15 protein-coding genes are annotated in these 17,584 nt (G+C 69.8%); 8 read left to right on the forward strand and 7 right to left on the reverse strand.

Annotation, left to right across the window (positions count from 1 at the left end; translation table 11 throughout):
* Window position 1: 1 nt before the first annotated feature.
* A complete protein-coding gene (gene crtID / locus NGM07_RS00980; RefSeq protein ID WP_303657239.1) occupies window positions 2–1,669 on the reverse strand; it encodes a bifunctional phytoene desaturase/3,4-desaturase in 1,668 nt (555 codons plus the stop codon).
* 201 nt (window positions 1,670–1,870) lie between these two features.
* On the opposite strand from crtID, the gene NGM07_RS00985 reads away from it, so the two are divergent.
* Entirely contained in the window at window positions 1,871–2,179 is a 309-nt protein-coding gene (locus NGM07_RS00985) for a hypothetical protein (RefSeq protein ID WP_253515355.1), read from the forward strand.
* Here the strand turns inward: NGM07_RS00985 and NGM07_RS00990 are convergent.
* Window positions 2,176–3,543, reverse strand: a complete 1,368-nt coding sequence (locus tag NGM07_RS00990; RefSeq protein WP_253515357.1) for an ATP-binding cassette domain-containing protein — start codon at window positions 3,541–3,543, stop codon at window positions 2,176–2,178. The genes NGM07_RS00985 and NGM07_RS00990 overlap by 4 nt on opposite strands.
* Before the next feature lie 310 nt (window positions 3,544–3,853).
* The gene (gene btuC, locus NGM07_RS00995) at window positions 3,854–4,960 is read right to left on the reverse strand and encodes a vitamin B12 ABC transporter permease BtuC (protein ID WP_253515359.1); all 1,107 of its coding nucleotides are present in this window, start codon (window positions 4,958–4,960) and stop codon (window positions 3,854–3,856) included.
* 60 nt (window positions 4,961–5,020) lie between these two features.
* On the opposite strand from btuC, the gene NGM07_RS01000 reads away from it, so the two are divergent.
* The 3 genes from NGM07_RS01000 to NGM07_RS01010 all read left to right on the forward strand — a co-directional run bounded on the left by NGM07_RS01000 (window position 5,021) and on the right by NGM07_RS01010 (window position 6,763).
* Window positions 5,021–6,184 carry a PGF-CTERM-anchored ABC transporter substrate-binding protein gene (locus NGM07_RS01000; RefSeq protein WP_253515361.1) on the forward strand — a complete coding sequence of 388 codons (1,164 nt, stop codon included), beginning with the start codon at window positions 5,021–5,023 and terminating at the stop codon, window positions 6,182–6,184.
* A gap of 64 nt (window positions 6,185–6,248) precedes the next feature.
* Window positions 6,249–6,530 carry a signal recognition particle subunit SRP19 gene (srp19, locus tag NGM07_RS01005; RefSeq protein WP_253515381.1) on the forward strand — a complete coding sequence of 94 codons (282 nt, stop codon included), beginning with the start codon at window positions 6,249–6,251 and terminating at the stop codon, window positions 6,528–6,530.
* Window positions 6,531–6,535: 5 nt separating this feature from the next.
* Window positions 6,536–6,763 carry an H/ACA ribonucleoprotein complex subunit GAR1 gene (locus NGM07_RS01010; RefSeq protein WP_253515382.1) on the forward strand — a complete coding sequence of 76 codons (228 nt, stop codon included), beginning with the start codon at window positions 6,536–6,538 and terminating at the stop codon, window positions 6,761–6,763.
* Window positions 6,764–6,819: 56 nt separating this feature from the next.
* Here the strand turns inward: NGM07_RS01010 and NGM07_RS01015 are convergent, their stop codons facing one another.
* On the reverse strand, window positions 6,820–10,530 hold the full coding sequence (locus NGM07_RS01015; protein ID WP_253515384.1) for a DUF7282 domain-containing protein: 3,711 nt from the start codon (window positions 10,528–10,530) through the stop codon (window positions 6,820–6,822).
* A 125-nt stretch (window positions 10,531–10,655) separates the two neighbouring features.
* On the opposite strand from NGM07_RS01015, the gene NGM07_RS01020 reads away from it, so the two are divergent.
* Window positions 10,656–11,711 carry a presenilin family intramembrane aspartyl protease PSH gene (locus NGM07_RS01020; protein WP_253515386.1) on the forward strand — a complete coding sequence of 352 codons (1,056 nt, stop codon included), beginning with the start codon at window positions 10,656–10,658 and terminating at the stop codon, window positions 11,709–11,711.
* Between the two features lie 31 nt (window positions 11,712–11,742).
* Here the strand turns inward: NGM07_RS01020 and NGM07_RS01025 are convergent, their stop codons facing one another.
* The gene (locus tag NGM07_RS01025; RefSeq protein WP_253515388.1) at window positions 11,743–12,075 is read right to left on the reverse strand and encodes a hypothetical protein; all 333 of its coding nucleotides are present in this window, start codon (window positions 12,073–12,075) and stop codon (window positions 11,743–11,745) included.
* Window positions 12,076–12,338: 263 nt separating this feature from the next.
* On the opposite strand from NGM07_RS01025, the gene NGM07_RS01030 reads away from it, so the two are divergent.
* On the forward strand, window positions 12,339–13,268 hold the full coding sequence (locus NGM07_RS01030; RefSeq protein ID WP_253515395.1) for a sulfide-dependent adenosine diphosphate thiazole synthase: 930 nt from the start codon (window positions 12,339–12,341) through the stop codon (window positions 13,266–13,268).
* A gap of 1 nt (window position 13,269) precedes the next feature.
* Window positions 13,270–14,781: a bifunctional hydroxymethylpyrimidine kinase/phosphomethylpyrimidine kinase gene (locus tag NGM07_RS01035; protein ID WP_253515397.1), complete on the forward strand. Its 1,512-nt coding sequence runs from the start codon at window positions 13,270–13,272 to the stop codon at window positions 14,779–14,781.
* 348 nt (window positions 14,782–15,129) lie between these two features.
* Here the strand turns inward: NGM07_RS01035 and NGM07_RS01040 are convergent, their stop codons facing one another.
* Window positions 15,130–16,128, reverse strand: coding sequence for an ornithine cyclodeaminase family protein (locus NGM07_RS01040; RefSeq protein WP_253515405.1), 999 nt, complete (start codon window positions 16,126–16,128; stop codon window positions 15,130–15,132).
* A gap of 172 nt (window positions 16,129–16,300) precedes the next feature.
* Window positions 16,301–16,525, reverse strand: coding sequence for a DUF8015 family protein (locus NGM07_RS01045; RefSeq protein ID WP_253515414.1), 225 nt, complete (start codon window positions 16,523–16,525; stop codon window positions 16,301–16,303).
* A gap of 416 nt (window positions 16,526–16,941) precedes the next feature.
* Here NGM07_RS01045 and NGM07_RS01050 point away from each other — a divergent pair, with 416 nt between their 5' ends.
* Window positions 16,942–17,583, forward strand: coding sequence for an SdpI family protein (locus NGM07_RS01050; RefSeq protein ID WP_253515416.1), 642 nt, complete (start codon window positions 16,942–16,944; stop codon window positions 17,581–17,583).
* The last annotated feature ends 1 nt before the right edge of the window (window position 17,584 follow it).

A 17,584-nucleotide genomic window follows, 5' to 3' on the forward strand; every position in this document is an offset into this window, starting at 1 on the left:
GTTATCGGTCGAAGCCCAGTCGCGCGAGCGCGGCGGCGGCCCAGCGGCGGGTCGTCTCTCGCGCGCGAGTCCGACCGCGGCCGCGGTCGGACCCGCCACTCCCTCGGTCGGTACCGCCGTCTCCCCGCTCGAAACCGCCGCCTCCCCGGTCGGGAACCGGACCGTCGCCGTAGTCCTCCAACACGGCGTCGGCGGTGTGTTGGCCGGCGATGAGACACATCGGCACGCCGATGCCGGGCGTCGTGTACGACCCGGTGAAGTAGAGGCCGTCGACCTTCGGCGAGCGGCGACTCGGCCGGAGCGGGCCGGTCTGGCGCAGGGTGTGAGCGAGGCCGAGCGCGGTCCCCCGCATGCTGTTGTACCGCGAGGCGAAGTCCGACACCGAGAACGTCTCCTCGAAGACGATGCGGTCGCGCAGGTCGACGCCGGTGTTCTCCGCGACGTCCGCCAGTACGTGGTCGCGGTAGCGCCGGCGGGTTTCCTCGTCGTCGTCCAGGCCGGGCGCGACGGGCACCAGCGCGAAGAGGTTGCTGTGGCCCTCGGGCGCGACGGCGTCGTCAGTTTGGCTGGGCGCGCAGAGGTAGTAGGCGGGGTCGTCGGGCCAGGCGGGTTCGTCGAAGATGCGCTCGAAGTGGCGGTCCCAGTCGGTCGGCAGGACGAGGGTGTGGTGGGCCAGCGGGTCGACGTCGCCCTCGACGCCCAGGTACAGCAGGAACGCCGAGGGTGCGTAGGTCCGGGATTCCCAGTAGTCGGCGTCGTGGGCGCGGTGCTCCGGCGGGAGGAGGTGCTGTTCGGTGTGGGCGTAGTCGGCGTCGCTGACCACGAGGTCCGCCCCGATTCGCTCCTCGCCGACGTGGACGAAGAAGTCGCCCGCCGACCCGGTGATGGCGGTCACCTCGCTGTCGGTGCAGTATCCGACGCCGAGTTCGGTGCCCAGTTCGGCGATGCCGTCGACGACCGCACCCATGCCGCCGGCCGACGAGTCCGAATCGTCGGCCGGGACCGGGTAGTGGACGCCGAGGTTGAAGTCGACGTGGCTCATCAGGTTGTAGAGCGCGGGGGTGTTCCGCGGCGACCCGCCGAGGAACACGAGGGTGTACTGCATCACCTGGCGGAGTTTCGGGTGCTCGAAGTACCCCGAAACGTGGTCGCGCATCGACCCGAGGAACGTCAGCCCGCGGGCGTGGCGGGCGACGTCCCGTGAAACGTAGTCGCGGAACCGCGGCCGGTCCTCGTAGACGAAGTGCTCCATGCCGATCTCGTATGTTTCCTCGGACTCGGCGAGGTACTCGTCGAGTTTCGCGCCCGCGCCGGCCTCGTACTCCTCGAAGACCTCCTTGGTCGCCTCGCGGTCGGCCGTGACGGTGACCCGGTCACCGTCCTTGAAGAAGATGCGGTAGTGGGGGTCGAGGTGCTCCAGTCCGTAGTACTCCTCGGGGGACCGGTCGAAGTGACCGAAGAACCGCTCGAACACGTCGGGCATCAGGTACCACGACGGTCCCATGTCGAACCGGAAGCCCTCGGCTTCGAGGACGCTCGCCCGGCCGCCCAGTTGCTCGTTCTTCTCGACCACGGTGACGTCGGCGCCCGCGTCGGCGAGGTAGCAGGCCGTCGCCAGCCCCCCGAAGCCGCTCCCGACGACGACCACCGACCGGCCCGCGAGTGTCATGTCGTCGTTTCGGGCCGCTATCGACATAAAACGCCTCGCCGAACGGCGGTTCACCGCGGCGACGATCTTCGGGAGGCGCGCCGACCGAGACGGCGTACGGCCCGCCCGCGTTCCGTTCGCGCCGCGTCCGAATCATGTAAAAATCAGAACCTATCATCGGTAGGTTTATATCCGTCTGCTTACCTTCTCCGGGCGAAAGCGATGAACGTGGCGAAGTTCGCGCTGTTGCTCGGTGTCGGTCTTCTGTCGTTCCTGTTCGTGACGGCACTCTACGTCGTCTGGACCAGAATCGTTGGGCTCGACCCGACGCTGGCCCAGCGGTGTGCGAAGTTCTCCCGCCCCGTCCGGTTCTGCATCGCGGTGGGTTCGGGGGCGCTCCTCGGCACCGGAAGCCTGGCCGCGCCCTCGGTCGAACTGGGCGTCGCGGGGGCCGTGATGCTCGCCGCCAGCACGTTCGCGGCGCTGATGGCGTTCGAACTGGTCCAGCACCGCCAACACGCCCGAGCCTAATCGAACCCGTCGCGTTCGGTTTCTTCGACTTCCGACTCCCCGACTTTCGACTCCTCGACTCCCGATTCCTCGACCGCGTCTTCCACGGCCGACAGCACGCCGTCCGGACCGACGACCCGGCCGCGCTCGCACAGTTCGCGGTACAGCACCGCGGCCTCGCTGCCGGCGAAGTTCCGTTCCTCGAAGGGGCGCTCCTCGACCACCACCACCGAGTCGGCCTCGCGGGCGACCCGGAGGTTCGCCACGTTGCCCGCGCCGACCTCCACGTCGGCCAGCACCGTCGCGTCGGCCGCCCGGACGCGCTCGGCCGCCTCGCGCCGGGCGGCGTCGCCGACCGGCGCGAACGGTTCCTCGGCGACCGCGTCGAGGCCGAGCGAGCGCGCGGTTTCGAGGTCCGAGTCGCCCTCGTTGAGCACGCCGACCGACACGTCGTAGCCCGCCGCCGACAGCAGGTAGAGGATGCGCGAGACGGTGCCCCCGCCGCCGACGACGTGGACGCGCCCGGAGCGTTCCGTCGGGCGCTCGGGGAGCGCGGTGACGTAGGTCGCGCCGGTGACGGGGTGGCTGGTGACGACCGCGCGGGTGTCGAACGCCGATTCGAGGTGTTCCTCGGCGAGCACCGCCGCGGGGTCGCCGGCGGCGGCGATACCGCCGCCGGCGAGCAACAGCAGTTCGTCGCAGTAGTGGGCCGCGAGGTTCAGGTCGTGGATTGCCGCCACCACGGTCTTGCCGTCCTCGTCGACCAGTTCCCGGACCAGTTCGAGCGTCCGGACCTGGTGGTTGATGTCGAGGCTGGCGGTGGGTTCGTCGAGCAGTAGAACGGGCGTGTCCTGCGCGAGCGCTCGCGCAAGCAGGACGCGCTGGCGCTCGCCGCCCGAAACCGCGGTGACCGAGCGGTCTGCGAACGCCGCGACCTCGGTGCGCGCCATCGCCGCCTCGACGTGGTCGGCGGTCGACCCGGGCGCGTCGGGTGCGGCCTCGTCGGCGCGAGCGCCGACGAGGCCGCCTCGCGCGGCGGAGTCGTCGCGGCCCAGACCGCCGCTGAACCGCGACCGGTAGGGGTGGCGGCCCATCGCCACGACCTCGCGCACGTCGAAGTCGAACGACAGCGAGGTGTCCTGGGGGACCACCGCGACGCGCCTGCTCACCTGCTTCGAGGAGAGGTCGGCGACCGAGTCGCCGCCGACCCGGACCTCCCCGGAGTCGGGCGCGAGGACGCCGCTGATCGTCCGGAGGAGGGTGGTCTTGCCCGCGCCGTTCGGCCCGACGAGTCCGACGAATCTCCCCGCGTCGACGGTGGTGGACACGTCTTCGAGGATTCGATTATCGCCGAGTTCGACGGTGACTCCGTCTATCTCTATCATCGTTTTCGGGCCTCCGTTGATTCGCTATTTCTGGGGTGAGTCGAGTGTCTGTGTTCGCCTCGAACGCTCCTGCCCGCTCGCCACGGAACACTGCAACGATCGTGACTGCGAACACCTCGAAAGCCCCCGCCCGCTCGCGGTCGCTCTGCAGGATATTCGGTTCGCGCCTGTCGGCGCTCACCGAACAGTGGCCTGCAGAGGCGACCACGTAAACGCGAGCGGGCGGCCCCTTTCAGTCCCACCCTGTCGGACGTTTCACCGGGCTCTATGTCGGTCGGTTGGCCGAGCGCGTCCCGCTTCCGAATCGTTTTCACAGCGAACGCACCTCCCGTTTCCGGAGGAGGTAGAGGAAGAACGGCGCGCCGAGGAACGCCGTGACGACGCCGACTGGGAGTTCCGCCGGGCCGGAACGGGCCACCGTGTCGGTCGCGACCAGGAAGGTCGCGCCGGCGAGCGCCGAGGTCGGCAAGAGGATTCTGTGGTCCGGGCCGACCAGCAGGCGCATCACGTGCGGGACGACCAGGCCGACGAAGCCGATGACGCCCGAGACGGCCACCGCCGCGCCGGTGACGACGCTGGCGACCGCCAGCAGGAGTCGCTTCGTGCGCTCGACTTCGACGCCGAGCGTGTGGGCGTCCTCCTCGCCGAGCAGGAGGACGTTGAGGTCGCTCGCGTAGGCGTAGAGTATCGCGAATCCGACGGCGGTGACCGGGAGCGCGAGTTCCACGTCGTCCCACCCCGCGAGGTGGAGGTGGCCCATCAGCCAGTAGACCGCCCGGCGGAGGCTCTCGCCGCTCTGGAGCAGGAGGAACGACACCACCGCCCCGAGGAACGTCTGGACCGCAACGCCCGCGAGCAGGAGGGTCGCGACCGGGGTCCGGCCCTCCTCGGTGGCGAGCAGGTAGACCCCGAACGCGGCGACCATCGCGCCGAGGAACGCCGCGACGGGGAGCGAGAGCGGCATGAGAGTCGGGAGTGCGATGGTCGCGACCGCCCCGACCGCCGCGCCCGACGACACGCCGATGATGGAGGGGTCGGCCATCGGATTCCGGAAGAAGCCCTGCATCACGACGCCCGCGGTGGCGAGTCCGAAGCCGACGACCGCCCCGAGCGCGATGCGCGGGAGCCGGAGCGAGGTGACGATGGTCCGGGCGGTGTCCGGGACCGCGAAGTGGAAGAGGGGCGCGAACTCGACCGTCGGCGCGGGGACCGACACGGCCGCGCCCGCGAGGTGGACGGTCCGCTCCGCGAGGCCGAGGCCGACGGGCACCGCCAGCGCGTTCAACAGCACCTTGGCGACGACGACGTAGCCGAGGCTCACGGGACCGACCGCGGCGCTTCCGACGACGACGGCGAGCAGGGCCGCCGTCAACCCGACCGACCAGACGGCGACCCGCGCGTTCGCGCTTCGCTGCACGGTCGAAAGCTAACTTGCTTTAGGCAAATACTTATTGGATACGGTCGGACGTGGAGACGCATGAGACGCAAGGCAGTTCTCCTCGCGGTCCTCCTGGTCGTCGCGGCGACCCCTGCGGGCGTCGCCGCGACCGCCGGTGGCGCGGGGAGCGCAGGTGTGGCGAGTGGCACAGATGCGGCGAGTAGTACAGGTGCGACGGGGAGCGCGGCGAGCGTCGCCGGAACGGCGGCGACGCTCCAGACGAACTGTTCGTTCCCGGTCACCGAGACGGACGCGACCGGAACCGAGGTCACGGTCGAGCAGAAACCCGAGCGCGTCACCACCCTGGGTCCGAGCGCGGCCCAGACGATGTGGGAGATCGGCGGCAAGGCCCAGGTCGTCGGCGTCACCCAGTACGCCGACTACCTCGACGGCGCGCAGTCCCGGACGAACGTCTCGGCGGCGGGCCAGGGCTTCGTCAACGTCGAGAAGGTCGTCGGCACGAACCCCGACCTCGTGCTCGCGCCCAACATCATCCCGAACGAGACGGTCCGAAAGCTCCGGGACGCCGGCCTGACCGTCTACAGGTTCGAGGACGCGGCCTCGGTCGAGGACATCTACGCGAAGACGAACCTCACCGGCCGACTCACGGGCAACTGCGCGGGCGCGGCCGAGACGGTTTCGTGGATGCAAGACCGCATCGGCACGGTCCGGGAGGCCGTCGAAGGCGAGCCGAAACCCCGCGTGCTCATCTCGCAGGGCGGCGGCTGGACCGCCGGCAACGGCACCTTCCTCGGCAACCTGGTCGAACTCGCGGGCGGGACGAACGTCGCCGCCGAGGCCAACGTCTCGGGCTACCAGAAGATAAGCGGCGAGGTCGTCGTGAAGCAGAACCCCGAGTACATCGTCCAGGTCGGCCAGTTCGGCGTCTACCCGAAGACCGACGCCTACAACGCCACCGACGCGGTGAAGCAGGGCAACGTGGTCACCATCGACGACAACTACGCCAGCCAGCCCGCGCCCCGGGTCGTCTACCCCATCGTGAAGATGGCCAAGGCGTTCCACCCCGAGGCGTACGCCGCGGCGAACGCCACCACGACCGCCAGCGGAACCACCGCGGCGGCCATGAACGAGTCGACCGAAACCGCCACCGCGGGCGGTGCCGCCGGCTCGATTCCGGGCTTCGGCGTCGGCGCGGCGCTGGCGGCGCTCTCGGGCGCGGCGCTGTTGGCCGGCCGGCGGTAACCCCTCCTCTTTTCGAGCATTCTAACTGAAAAGGTGTTTAACGGGCCGGGACGCACCGTGGAGTATGGTCGAGAAGGTGCTCTGGCCCGCGTACTTCGACGCGGCCAAAACCCGCAGCGATGGACGTCGGGTCGCGACGGAGATGGCCGTCGAGGAACCGACGGTCGACGAGATAGCGAAGGCGGTCCAGCAGGTCGGCTACGACGCCGTCATCGAGCGGGACAAGGCCTACTCCCGCGAAGGCTGGGAGGAGTCCGGCCGCGTGCTGGTGAAGAACGCCGACGACTCCTCGAAGAACGACCTCATCCAGGCCGTGGCGGCCTACGTCGCCGCGCTCCGCGAATAATGCCGATGCAGCGACTCGGCGAGGTCGTCCGGACCGCCCAGGGCCTGGCCATCGTCCGGACGCCGGACGACGCCCACCCGGACATCGGGACGATGGCGGTCGACGAACAACTCGCGACCGTCGGCCGGGTCGTCGACGTGTTCGGCCCGGTCGCCCGGCCCTACGTCGCGGTCACCCCCGACGAGGGAACGAACCTGGCGACGCTCCTGGGCAAGAAACTCTACGCGCGATAGCGAAAATCGAAATCGGAATCGAATTCTGTGGGCCGAGTTCCGGGGCGGGCGAGCGCTCAGCGCCGCGCCGAGCGCCCGACCAGCAGGGCCGCGCCGGCGAACGCGGCGACCGGCCCGGCGCGAAGCGGTCCCGCACGGGTCGGACTCGCGTTACTCGAATCGCCGCGGTCGCCAACGACGGTCGGGAGCGTCGTCCCGGTGACCGTCTCCGTCGCCTGCCCCTCGAACGCCACGACGGCCGCGTCGAAGATCGGCCGGCCGGTTTCGTTCACGTACGGCGTGTCGGCCTGCCCGCCGCTCTCGACGAACTCGAACGACTGGTCGCCGTCGGTGTCGCGGTGGGGCACCGCCACCAGCAGTTGCTGGCCGGACGGCGACGCGTTCAGCGTCACGGTCACGTCCTCGTACTGGCCGGGTTCGAAGTAGTCCGAGACGCCGACGAAGCTCCCGTTCTGGTCGTAGACGGCCACGAAGCCGCCTTCGGGCAGCGTCGCCGACGAGACGGTGACGTTGTCGCCGTCGGAGGCCTGGTCGTCGAAGGTGACGTTCGCCGCCGCGGCCGTCTCGGTCGTGGTGGTGGTAGTCGTGGTCGGTTCTTCGGTCGTCGTGGTGGCCGGTTCCTCGGTGGTGGTCGTGGTGGTCGGCTCCTCGGCCGTGGTCATCGTGGTCGGCGCGACCGCCTCGGTCGCAGTTTCCTCGGTCGTCGTCACCGCGTCCACGACGGTCGTCTCACCGACCGCGACCGTGGTCTCCGGTTCAACCGCGGTCGTCTCCTCACCCGCGGCGGCCGTGGTCCCGGGCGCCCGGACGTAGACGGCCGCACCGTCGGCGACAGCGTTGCCGTCGGTCGTGTAGAGAGTGTCCACTTCCCCGCCCGTGAACTCGAAGCTCTCGTCGTCGTTCGTGTCGCGGTAGGCTATCGCGTACAGCGCCTGGCTCTGGGAGATGGGTTCGTCGAGCGTGACGGTGACGTTCTCGTAGGTGCCGGCTTCGAGGTACTCCGAGGCCCCGACGACGCTCCCCGTGAGGTCGCCCTCGATGACGCCCCCGTCGTGGATGACGACGAAACCGCCGTCGGGCAGGGTCACCGAGGAGACGTTGACGGTCGCGCCCTCGGTGCTCTGGTTCACGAACGTGAGGTTCGCCTCGCCCTCGACGGTCGTCGTGGTCGGTTCCGCGGTCGTGGTTTCCTCGACCGCCGCGGTCGTCGTCGGTTCGACGGTCGTCGTTTCGGCCGCGGTCGTCGTGGTCGGCTCCGCGGTCGTGGTTTCCGGTTCCGCGGTGGTCGTCTCCGGTTCCGCGGTCGTCGTCGCTTCGACGGTCGTGGGTTCGGGTTCCGCAGTTGTCGTCTCGGCGGCCGTGGTGGTCGCCACCGCCTCGATGGTCACGACCGCGTTCTCGGCGACCGCCTGCTCGTCGACCGCGTACGCGGGGTCGGCCTCGCCGTTGGTTTCGAGGTAGTCGAAGCTCTCGTTGTCGTTCGTGTCGCGGTGGGCGACGGCGACCAGCGCCTGGGTTTCGGAAACCGGTTCGTCGAGCGCGACCGTGACGTTCTCGTAGGTGCCGGCTTCGAGGTACTCCGAGACGCCGACGACGTTCTGCGGTTCGGTCGCGTTGCCCGCCGGGACGCTCTCGTTACGGACGACGACGAAGCCGCCCTCGGGCAGTGTCACCGACGCGACGGTGACGTTCTCGCCCGCGGAGGTCTGATTCCGGAAGGTGACGTTCGCGGCCGCGGGTTCGGCGGTCGTGGTTTCGGCCGCCGTGGTCGTCTCGGCTTCCGTCGTGGTTTCCTGGTCGCCGTCTCCATCCGCTTCTTCGGTCGTCTCCTCGACCGTGACCTCCTCGACGGTCGTGGTTTCGGGGACGGTCGTCTCCGTGGCGGTTTCCTCGACCGTCGTCTCCACTTCGATGGTGGAGGCGACGTCCGTGGCGATGTCGCGGAGTTCGTCCGGGTCGAGGTCGGGATTCTCGTTGATCGCCTCGACCGCCTGAACCGCCCCGCTTTCGGCCGCGTCGGCTATCTCGCTCGCGTCGGTGACGTTCTGCGCCGCCGCGGCGCCAGCGGCACCTGCGGCCGCGCCCTCCGTGGCGGCGAGCGTCTGTTCGAGGGTCGCGTTCTCGACCGCCGCGACTCTGTCGACCCCGCCGGCGGCCGCGCCGGTCGCGGCGGCCTGTATCTGGGTGACCGACGCGACCTGACTCTGGGAAACCGCGCCGCTGGCGGCGCCTTCCGCGATTATCTGTATCTGTGTGACGTTGACCTCCTGGCGCTGGACGACCCGCACCGCGCCTTCGCACGCGCCGCGCGCGGCCGCCTGAATCTGTTCGACGCTGGCCTCCTGGGACTGGTCGAGCGCGCCGCCCGCGGCCCCCTGGCAGGCCGCCTGAATCTGCTTGACGTTGACGACCTGCGTCTGGGTGACGCCGCCCCGGGCCGCGCCGTGGGCGGCCGCCTGGACCTGCCTGACGTTGACGACCTGGTTCTGCACCGCGCCGTAGGCCGCCCCGGCGGCCGCGCCCTCGGCGATGTACTGTATCTGGACGACGTTGACGACCTGAATCTGGACGACGGTCAACTGGGCGAGCACGCCGCTGGCGGCGCCGCGACAGGCCGACTGTATCTGCTCGACGTTCACCTCCTGGACCTGGATCAGACCGCCCTTCGCGGCACCCTCGGCGGCGAGTTGGATCTGTTCGACCGACACCTTCTGCACCTGGCGAACCGAAATCCGCTGAATCTGGGAAACCGCGCCGGCCGCCGCGCCCTTACAGGCCGCCTGGACCTGCTCGACGTCGACTTCCTGGACCTGGGTGACGCCGCCCTTGGCCGCGCCGAGCGCGGCGACCTGAACCTGCTTGATGTTCACGCGCTGGACCTGGGTCAGCGCCCCGTCGGCGGCGCCGCGCGCGGCGGCCTGGACCTGCTTGACGTTCACTTCCTGTAGCTGAGTGAGCGCGCCGTAGGCGCTACCCTGGGCGGCCTCCTGGACCTTTCCGGGGACGGTCACGTCGTTCCGGACCGCCGACTTCGCTGCGCCGGTCGCCGCGCCGAGCGCGGCGACCTGGATCTGGCGGACGTTCACCTTCTGGCGCTGGGCGAGCGCGCCGTGGGCCGCACCGTAGGCCGACCCCTCGGAGGCGACCTGCGTCTGCTGGACGTCCGCCTCCTGTATCTGGGTGATGCCGCCGCCGGTCGCGCCGCGGACCGCCGCCTGAATCTGGTTGATGGTGACCTGCTGGGACTGGATGAGCGCGCCGTGGGCCGCCCCGCGAGCCGCGAACAGGATCTGGCCGACGTTCGCGGCCTGGCGCTGGTTGACGGCCGTGACGGCGGCCCGGACCGCGGCCTGCCGTTCCCGTTCGCTCACGCTCGCGCCCTGTATCTCGGCGAGTTGCGCGCCCTGCCTCGCGCCGAGTTCGGCCGCCTCTCGCGGCGTGAGGCCCTGTACCCCCGCGACCGAGGCGTTCACGTCCGCGGGACCGAGCCCGGCGACGCGATAGGGCGTCTTCGCGTCGATGCGAGCGGGCGACGGCGTCCGGAGGACCTCGGGCGCGTCGAGGCTCGCGGCCGACGCGTCAGTCGAGGACCCGTCGCGGGCGGCGGTCGAGGGGGCCGCTCCGACGGTCGAACCCGCGGCGCTGGTGAGCAGTACGACGACGAGAATGACGGTTTCGAGGCGCTGGAGGTTCCGCATGGCTGGTGTCCCACCCACGCCGAGGCCGCCTTTGAACCCCGAGAACGGTTGAATTCCGTTCGCCGGCACCGGCCGATTACAACGTCCCGTGTCGGCGGTCCGCGGTCGGGCCTAGGCCGACCTTACTCGCGGTAACGCTCGTTACGGACGCGGAATCCACAACCGCAAAGGCCCCCCACACCCACGTGCCCGACATGGAAGACCGAACGCGCGTGTTCGCGGCGGCCGGGTTCACCGTCGCGCTGTTCCTGCTCGTCCAACTCGGGGCGCTGGCGCTGGTCGAACCGTTCCAGCGGGCGGGCTACCAGCAGACGCCGGACCCCTCGGACCCGACCAACAGCCTCGTCTACGTCGGGGCGGTGCTGGTCCTGACCGGCGTGATGCTCGCCATCATCAAACTCGAAGTCGAGTGGATACTCCGGGCGATGATCATCCTCACCAGCGGCCTGCTGTCGTGGTACGTCTTCTCGGTCGTGATTCCACCCGCCGCGACCGTCGAAATCGGCGGCACCGCGTTCAACGTCGTCGCCCTGGCGGCCGCGGCGCTCGTCTCGCTCGCGCTGGCGGTCCACCCGGAGTGGTACGTCATCGACGGTGCGGGCGTCGTGATGGGCGCGGGCGCGGCCGGCCTGTTCGGCATCAGTTTCGGCCTGTTGCCGGCCATCCTGTTGCTTGCGGTGCTGGCGGTGTATGACGCCATCAGCGTCTACGGCACCGAACACATGCTGACGCTGGCCTCCGGCGTGATGGACCTGAAGATTCCGGTCATCCTCGTGATTCCGCTCACGCTCTCGTACTCGTTCCTCGACGGGGGCGAGGAGGTCGGCGAGTCCGGGGGCGACGAACCGGCCAGTGCGAGCGCCGAGGCGAGCGCGCCCGACGGCGGCGAGTCGCTCGAAGACGCGGTGGGCGACGGCGAAGCTACCGCCGGGGACGCAGCCGAGCGCCCCGGCATCACCGACCGTGACGCTTTCTTCATCGGCCTCGGCGACGCGGTGATGCCGACGGTGATGGTCGCCAGCGCGGCCTTCTTCGCGCCCCCCGAGCCGCTGATTTCCGGGTTCGCGATGAACCTGCCCGCGCTGACCTCGATGGTCGGCACCCTCCTCGGACTGCTCGTGCTCCTCTGGATGGTGCTGAAAGGTCGCGCCCACGCCGGCCTGCCCCTGCTGAACGGCGGCGCCATCGGCGGTTACCTGCTCGGCGCGCTCGCAAGCGGGATGACGCTGATGCAGGCGCTGGGGCTGTGAGCGAGGCGTAGGCCCCTTTTCCCGCGGTTGCTCAGAACCACTCTCGGACCGGCGGGACGAGTTCGAGTATCACCGCGCCGAGGTAGAGTCCGAAGAGAGCGACGCCCGCTCCCAGCGCCATCCCCAGCAAGTTGGTCGCTCGCATCAGCACCGTCGCGCCGCCCCAGGTGACGGCGAGCGAGACGCCGACGAGCAACAGCGTCCCGATGACGCCGAGGATGGCGTCCTCGACCGCCTCCCGAACGACGCCGTAGAGGGCGGCCTCGTCGAATTCGGCGGTCGCTCCGCCGTCGGTCATCGTGGCGGTTTCGGTCCTGGTTTCGGTATCGGAGGGGCGTGGAGAGCTGTCGGAATTGGAGACCATACGTACTCCCCGGGACGCCGTGATAGAAAAGTGTCGGTGGTTCTGAACGAGGGCGTTCCCGACCCGAATCGCCCCTGTCGCGGTTTTTCCGCAGTTTTTGGCCACGTTCCGTTCGTCCCCCGTTAGACCGTGCTTCCGTTCTCCGTCCGTCCTCGACTCGCCAGTCTTCCGTTCTTCGTTCGTCTCCACCGTCTCACCTCGACCCGGAACCGCCGACCGCTCAGTGCGCAACGCTTAACTACTGGGTCATAACACTAGGTGATATGTCGTTCGACGGATTCAGCGACGTGGACGAGGCACAGGTCACGAACGCCATCGCGAGCGAGTGGAGCGAGGAGTTCCTCGGTCGGACCGACACCGACGTCATCGTCGTCGGCGGCGGTCCATCGGGACTGATGGCGGCGAAGGAACTCGCCGAGCGCGACGTCGACGTGACGGTCGTCGAGAAGAACAACTACCTCGGCGGCGGGTTCTGGCTCGGCGGCTTCCTGATGAACAAACTCACCGTCCGGGACCCCGCCCACGAGGTGCTCGACGAACTCGACGTCCCCTACGAGGAGAGCGACGAGGCCGAGGGCCTCTACGTCGCCGACGGTCCTCACGCCTGCTCGGCGCTCATCAAGGCGGCCTGCGACGCCGGAGCCGAGGTGCAGAACATGACCGAGTTCACCGACGTGGTGGTCCGGGAGAACCACCGGGTCGCGGGCATCGTGATGAACTGGACGCCGGTCCACGCCCTGCCCCGGGAGTTGACCTGCGTCGACCCCATCTGCGTCGAGTCCGACCTCGTGCTGGACGCGACGGGCCACGACGCCGTGGTCGTCTCGAAGCTCCAGGAGCGCGGGGTTCTCTCGGCGCCCGGCATCGAACACGCCGAAGAGCACAACACGGGGATGGACAAGACCGAGGAGGGCCAGTACGGCGCGCCGGGCCACGACTCGCCGGGCCACGACTCGATGTGGGTCAAAGAGAGCGAGGACGCCGTGGTCGAGGAGACGGGCAAGGTCCACGACGGCCTCGTCGCCACCGGCCTCGCCACCGCGACCACCCACGGCCTGCCCCGGATGGGACCGACCTTCGGCGCGATGCTGCTGTCGGGCAAGCGGGCGGCCCAGGTCGCGCTCGACGAACTCGGCTCGGACGCGCCGGACGTGCCGCTGACCCGGTCGCCCGTCGTCTCCGACGACGACTGAGATGGCGCCCGAGATGCCGGTCGCGCTGACCGTCGCCGGTTCGGACAGCGGCGGCGGCGCGGGAATCCAGGCCGACCTCGCGACGATGGCCGCCCGCGGGGTCCACGGGACCAGCGCGCTCACCGCCATCACCGCGCAGAACACGACTGGCGTCGCCGCGAGCGAACTGCTCGACGAGGACCTCGTGACGACCCAGATTCGGACCGTCTTCGAGGACTTCGACGTGGGCGCGGTCAAGACGGGGATGCTCGGCGACGAGCAGACCGTCCGGGCCGTCGTGGGCGCGCTCGCGGACGCGAGCGCGCCCGCGGGAGAAAGCAAGAGTGCGCTCGCGAGAGAACGCGAGAGTGCGCCTGCGGAAGAGGAGAGCGGGACGGCGGGCATGCCCGCCGTCCCGCTCGTCGCGGACCCCGTGGTTGTCGCCGAGAGCGGCGACCGCCTGCTCTCGCCCGAGGGCGTCGCGGCCGTCCGCGAGGAACTGCTCCCGCTCGCGACGCTGGTGACGCCCAACGTCCCCGAGGCCGAACTCCTCGCCGACGCCGAAATCGACGGTCCCGCGGCGGCCCGCGAGGCGGGCCGCCGCCTCTGCGAACTCGGGGCCGACGCCGCGCTCGTGACCGGCGGGCACTTCCGGGGCGACCCCGCGGACGTGTTGGTCGTCTCCGACGGCGCGGGTTCCCGCGCCGTCGGAGACGCGGGCGAGGGCGAGGACGACGGAGACGGCGTCCGAGTCGAAACCTTCCGGAGTCGTCGCGTGCCGGACGCGAACACCCACGGGAGCGGCTGCACGCTCTCGGCCGCGGTCGCCGCCGAACTGGCGAAGGGCGCGCCGGTCGCCGAAGCGGTCGCGCGCGCGACCGACCACGTCGAACGCGCGATTCGCCGGGGCCGGTCGGTCGGGCGAGGAACCGGACCGGTCGACCACCTCGCGCCGACGAAGGCCCGAGCGGGGACCGTCACGGCCTGCGAGGCGGTCCGCGAGGTCGTCCGAACGTTCGAGCGCGAGGACGTCTCGCGCCTGGTGCCCGAGGTCGGGACGAACGTCGCGGTCGCGCCCGCGTACGCCGTCGACCCCGCGGACGTGGCCGCGGTCGCCGGGCGACTCCACCGAGTTCCCGGCGGCGTCCGCGCGACCGGCGGCGTCTACCCGGGCGCGTCGAGCCACGTCGCGCGGTTCCTGCTCGGCGTTCGGGAGGCGAGCGACCGCGCCGGAGCAACCGATGTATCCGACGAGAGCGTCGCCGCGGCCTGCAACGTCCGCGCCGACGAGGAGACGGTCGCCGCGGTCGAGGAACGGTTGGATACCGCGACCGTCGACCGCGCCGACGAACCCGAAGACGCGCCGGGAACGATGGACTGGGTCGCGAGCGAGGCGATGGCGGGCCGGGCGAGCGCACCCGGCGCGGTGGTCGACCGGGGCGCTGTCGGCAAGGAGCCGATGATTCGACTGCTGGCCGCCGACGCCGAGGCGCTGGCCGTGACGGTGCTGGAACTCGACGCGGCGCTGGCGTGACTCGGCGGCGTCTCCGCACCGCGAGACGACGTCCGCCGAGGCCCCCGTGCCACGTCATCACGAGTGATTTGCGAACCGTTCACGACCTCTTGCCGAGACGACATACTCAAGTGCGAGTAAATATTTAGTAGAGGTATGAACTGGGAACACCGACGCGACCTCCCTAAGGCACAGCGCAAGAAACAGGAAGCGAAGGCCGGCACCGACTCGAACTTCATCGCCGCGATGCTCATCGCGGCCTGAGAACGGTTCGAGAACGCGAACCTCGATTCTCGCCCGCCGATTTCTGCGCGGACGACCGGCGACGCGTCGCCGGTCGTCCGCGCCGTCTTTTCCGCCGCTCGTACGCTACTCGCCCGTGAGCGCCTCGCTCGCGGGTGCGAACGACACCGTCGAGCCGAGGCCCTTCTCCTCGGCCCGTTCGTAGAGCATGTGAGCGGCCGCCACCGTCTCGATGGCGGTGCCACCGCTGTCGAACAGCGTGATTTCGTCGTCGGACTCCCGTCCGGGGGCGTTGCCCGCGACGACGTCGCCGAGTTCGGCGTGGACGTGGTCTTCGGTTATCGCGCCCGCTTCGAGCGCCGCGATGAACGACCCGGCGTCCTGCGCGACCCGCGCCCGGAGGTCGGGGACGTACTTCGCTCGCTCGACGGTGGTCGCGTCGAGTTCGCGCTTCTCGGGGTGGTACTGTCCCATTGCGGTGACGTGCGCGCCCGGCGCCAGCAGGTCGCCGTCGAAGACGGGGTCGCTCGCGGTCGTCGCCGTGACGACGATGTCGGCCTCCTCGACCGCGGCGGCGCTGGACGCGACCGCCGCGACCGAGGCGTCGAGGCGCTCGTTCATCTCGGCCGCGAAGTTCTCGCGGTTCTCCTTGGTCGGCGAGTAGACCCAGACGCTGTCGAGGTCCCGGACCGTCGCGGCCGCTCGGAGCTGTCCGCGAGCCTGCGAGCCGGTGCCGATGAGCGCCAGCGTCGCGGCGTCCTCGCGGGCCAGCGCGTCGACGCCGACCGCGCCCGCCGCGCCGGTCTTGAACGGGTTCATGCTCGCGCCGTCGATGAGCGCGAGGGGTTCGCCGCTCTCGGCGTCGTACAGCGGCGTCACGAACCAGGCGTCCTTCTCGCCGAAACCGGCGGCGTACATGTACCCGCCCATCGCGCCCGTCTCGGGCAGGATGGCGGTGTAGCCCGTGAGCATCCCGGGCGGGTCGGCGTTCGTGAGCTTCGTACGGGGTTCGGCGGGTGCGCCTTCGCCGCGCTGGCGGTAGCCGTCGCGGACGACCTCGACGTACTCCGCCGGCGAGGCCAGTCCGGACACGTCGTCGCTGGTGAGGAATCGCGCGTCGGTCATGCGCGTGACAACGAAGTCCAGCCCCAAAAGCCCAGCCCCGATCCTGGCGAGGCGACGGAACGTCGGCCGACGACCCGGCGGTCCCGATCGCGGAACACTGCAGCAGGAGGGGACGAGAATCGGGAGCGAAAACGCAGAAGAGAGGCGGAGAGCCGTCGTATCAGAAGGGCGTTCAGTCGGCCGCTTCGAAGGAAGGAGAGTCGACAGCCTCGGTCGTAGACTGGGTATCCTCGACCGGACTGTTGACGAACAGGGCGTGGCCGATGAGCGCGACGGGAACGGCGGCGGCCAGCGGGACGGCCGACGTGATGGAGAACCCGGCGACGCTCAGCACGGCGGTTGCACCTATCAGTGAAAGCGGAATGAGTCCGAGGATGAGGTCGTAGTACCCAGTCATAATCCATTACAATCTATGCGGCGTGGGTATATAGTTCTTTCTCATAGTTGAAGGAGCCGATATCGATAGGCGTGTTCTATGAACGTAGTTACATCCCCATAACTTATGAGAACCCAATGGATATACATCCGCAGTTCTCAGGGGTGAAAGGAGCCTGTACGGGCGGCTCAGCGCGGTTTCCGATATTCACGTCGGTAATCCCGATTCTCGTCTGACGGGCGGCGAGTCGGCACGTCCGTTGATTTCGACACGACCGAACGACAGGCGTTAGAGCGAATGGCGAATCGGCGGTCGTGGTGGGTCGTCGCCGCCGCGACCGCGCGGTCGCGCTCGTGCCGTCAGGTTCGCACCGTCGTGCTCGACGCCCCGTCCATGTACGCAGCACGCTTATACCGAGAGCGTGTCAAGGTACGACTATGTCCCTCCGACGCAGCTACGCGGTCGGTATCGCGCTGGTGGCGCTCGCGGCGGCCGCCAGCGCCCTCGCCGCCTCCGAGATGCCCGCCCGAATGGTGACGACCTGGAACGGCGCCGGCGAGGCGACCGGCACGACCTCCCGGACCGTCGGCCTCGTCGCCGCCCCCGCGCTGTCGGCGCTGGTGCTCGTGCTGTTCGCGTTCCTGCCGAGAATCGACCCGCTCGGCGAGAACGTCCGGCGGTTCCGCCGCCAGTACGACACCTTCGTCGCGCTGTTCGTCGGCTTCCTCGTCTACCTCCACCTGCTGGTGCTGGCCTGGAACGCGGGCTACCGCTTCGAGATGGTTCAGGCGCTCGCGCCCGCGGTCGGGGTGCTGTTCTACTACGTCGGCGTGGTGGTCGAACACGCCGAGCAGAACTGGTTCGTCGGCGTCCGCACGCCGTGGACCCTCTCGAACGAGGAGGTCTGGAAGCGGACCCACCGGCGGGTCGGCCCGCTGTTCAAACTCGCGGGGCTGGTCGCCGCGCTGGGGGCGCTGGTCCCGGCGTACGCCGAGTTCCTCATCGCCGCGCCCGCCGCCGCCATCGCGATTTACTCGTTCGTCTACTCGTTCGTCGAGTACCGGCGCGTGACCGCCTGAA

This window comes from Halorussus vallis (genome assembly GCF_024138165.1).
Classification (GTDB): domain Archaea; phylum Halobacteriota; class Halobacteria; order Halobacteriales; family Haladaptataceae; genus Halorussus; species Halorussus vallis.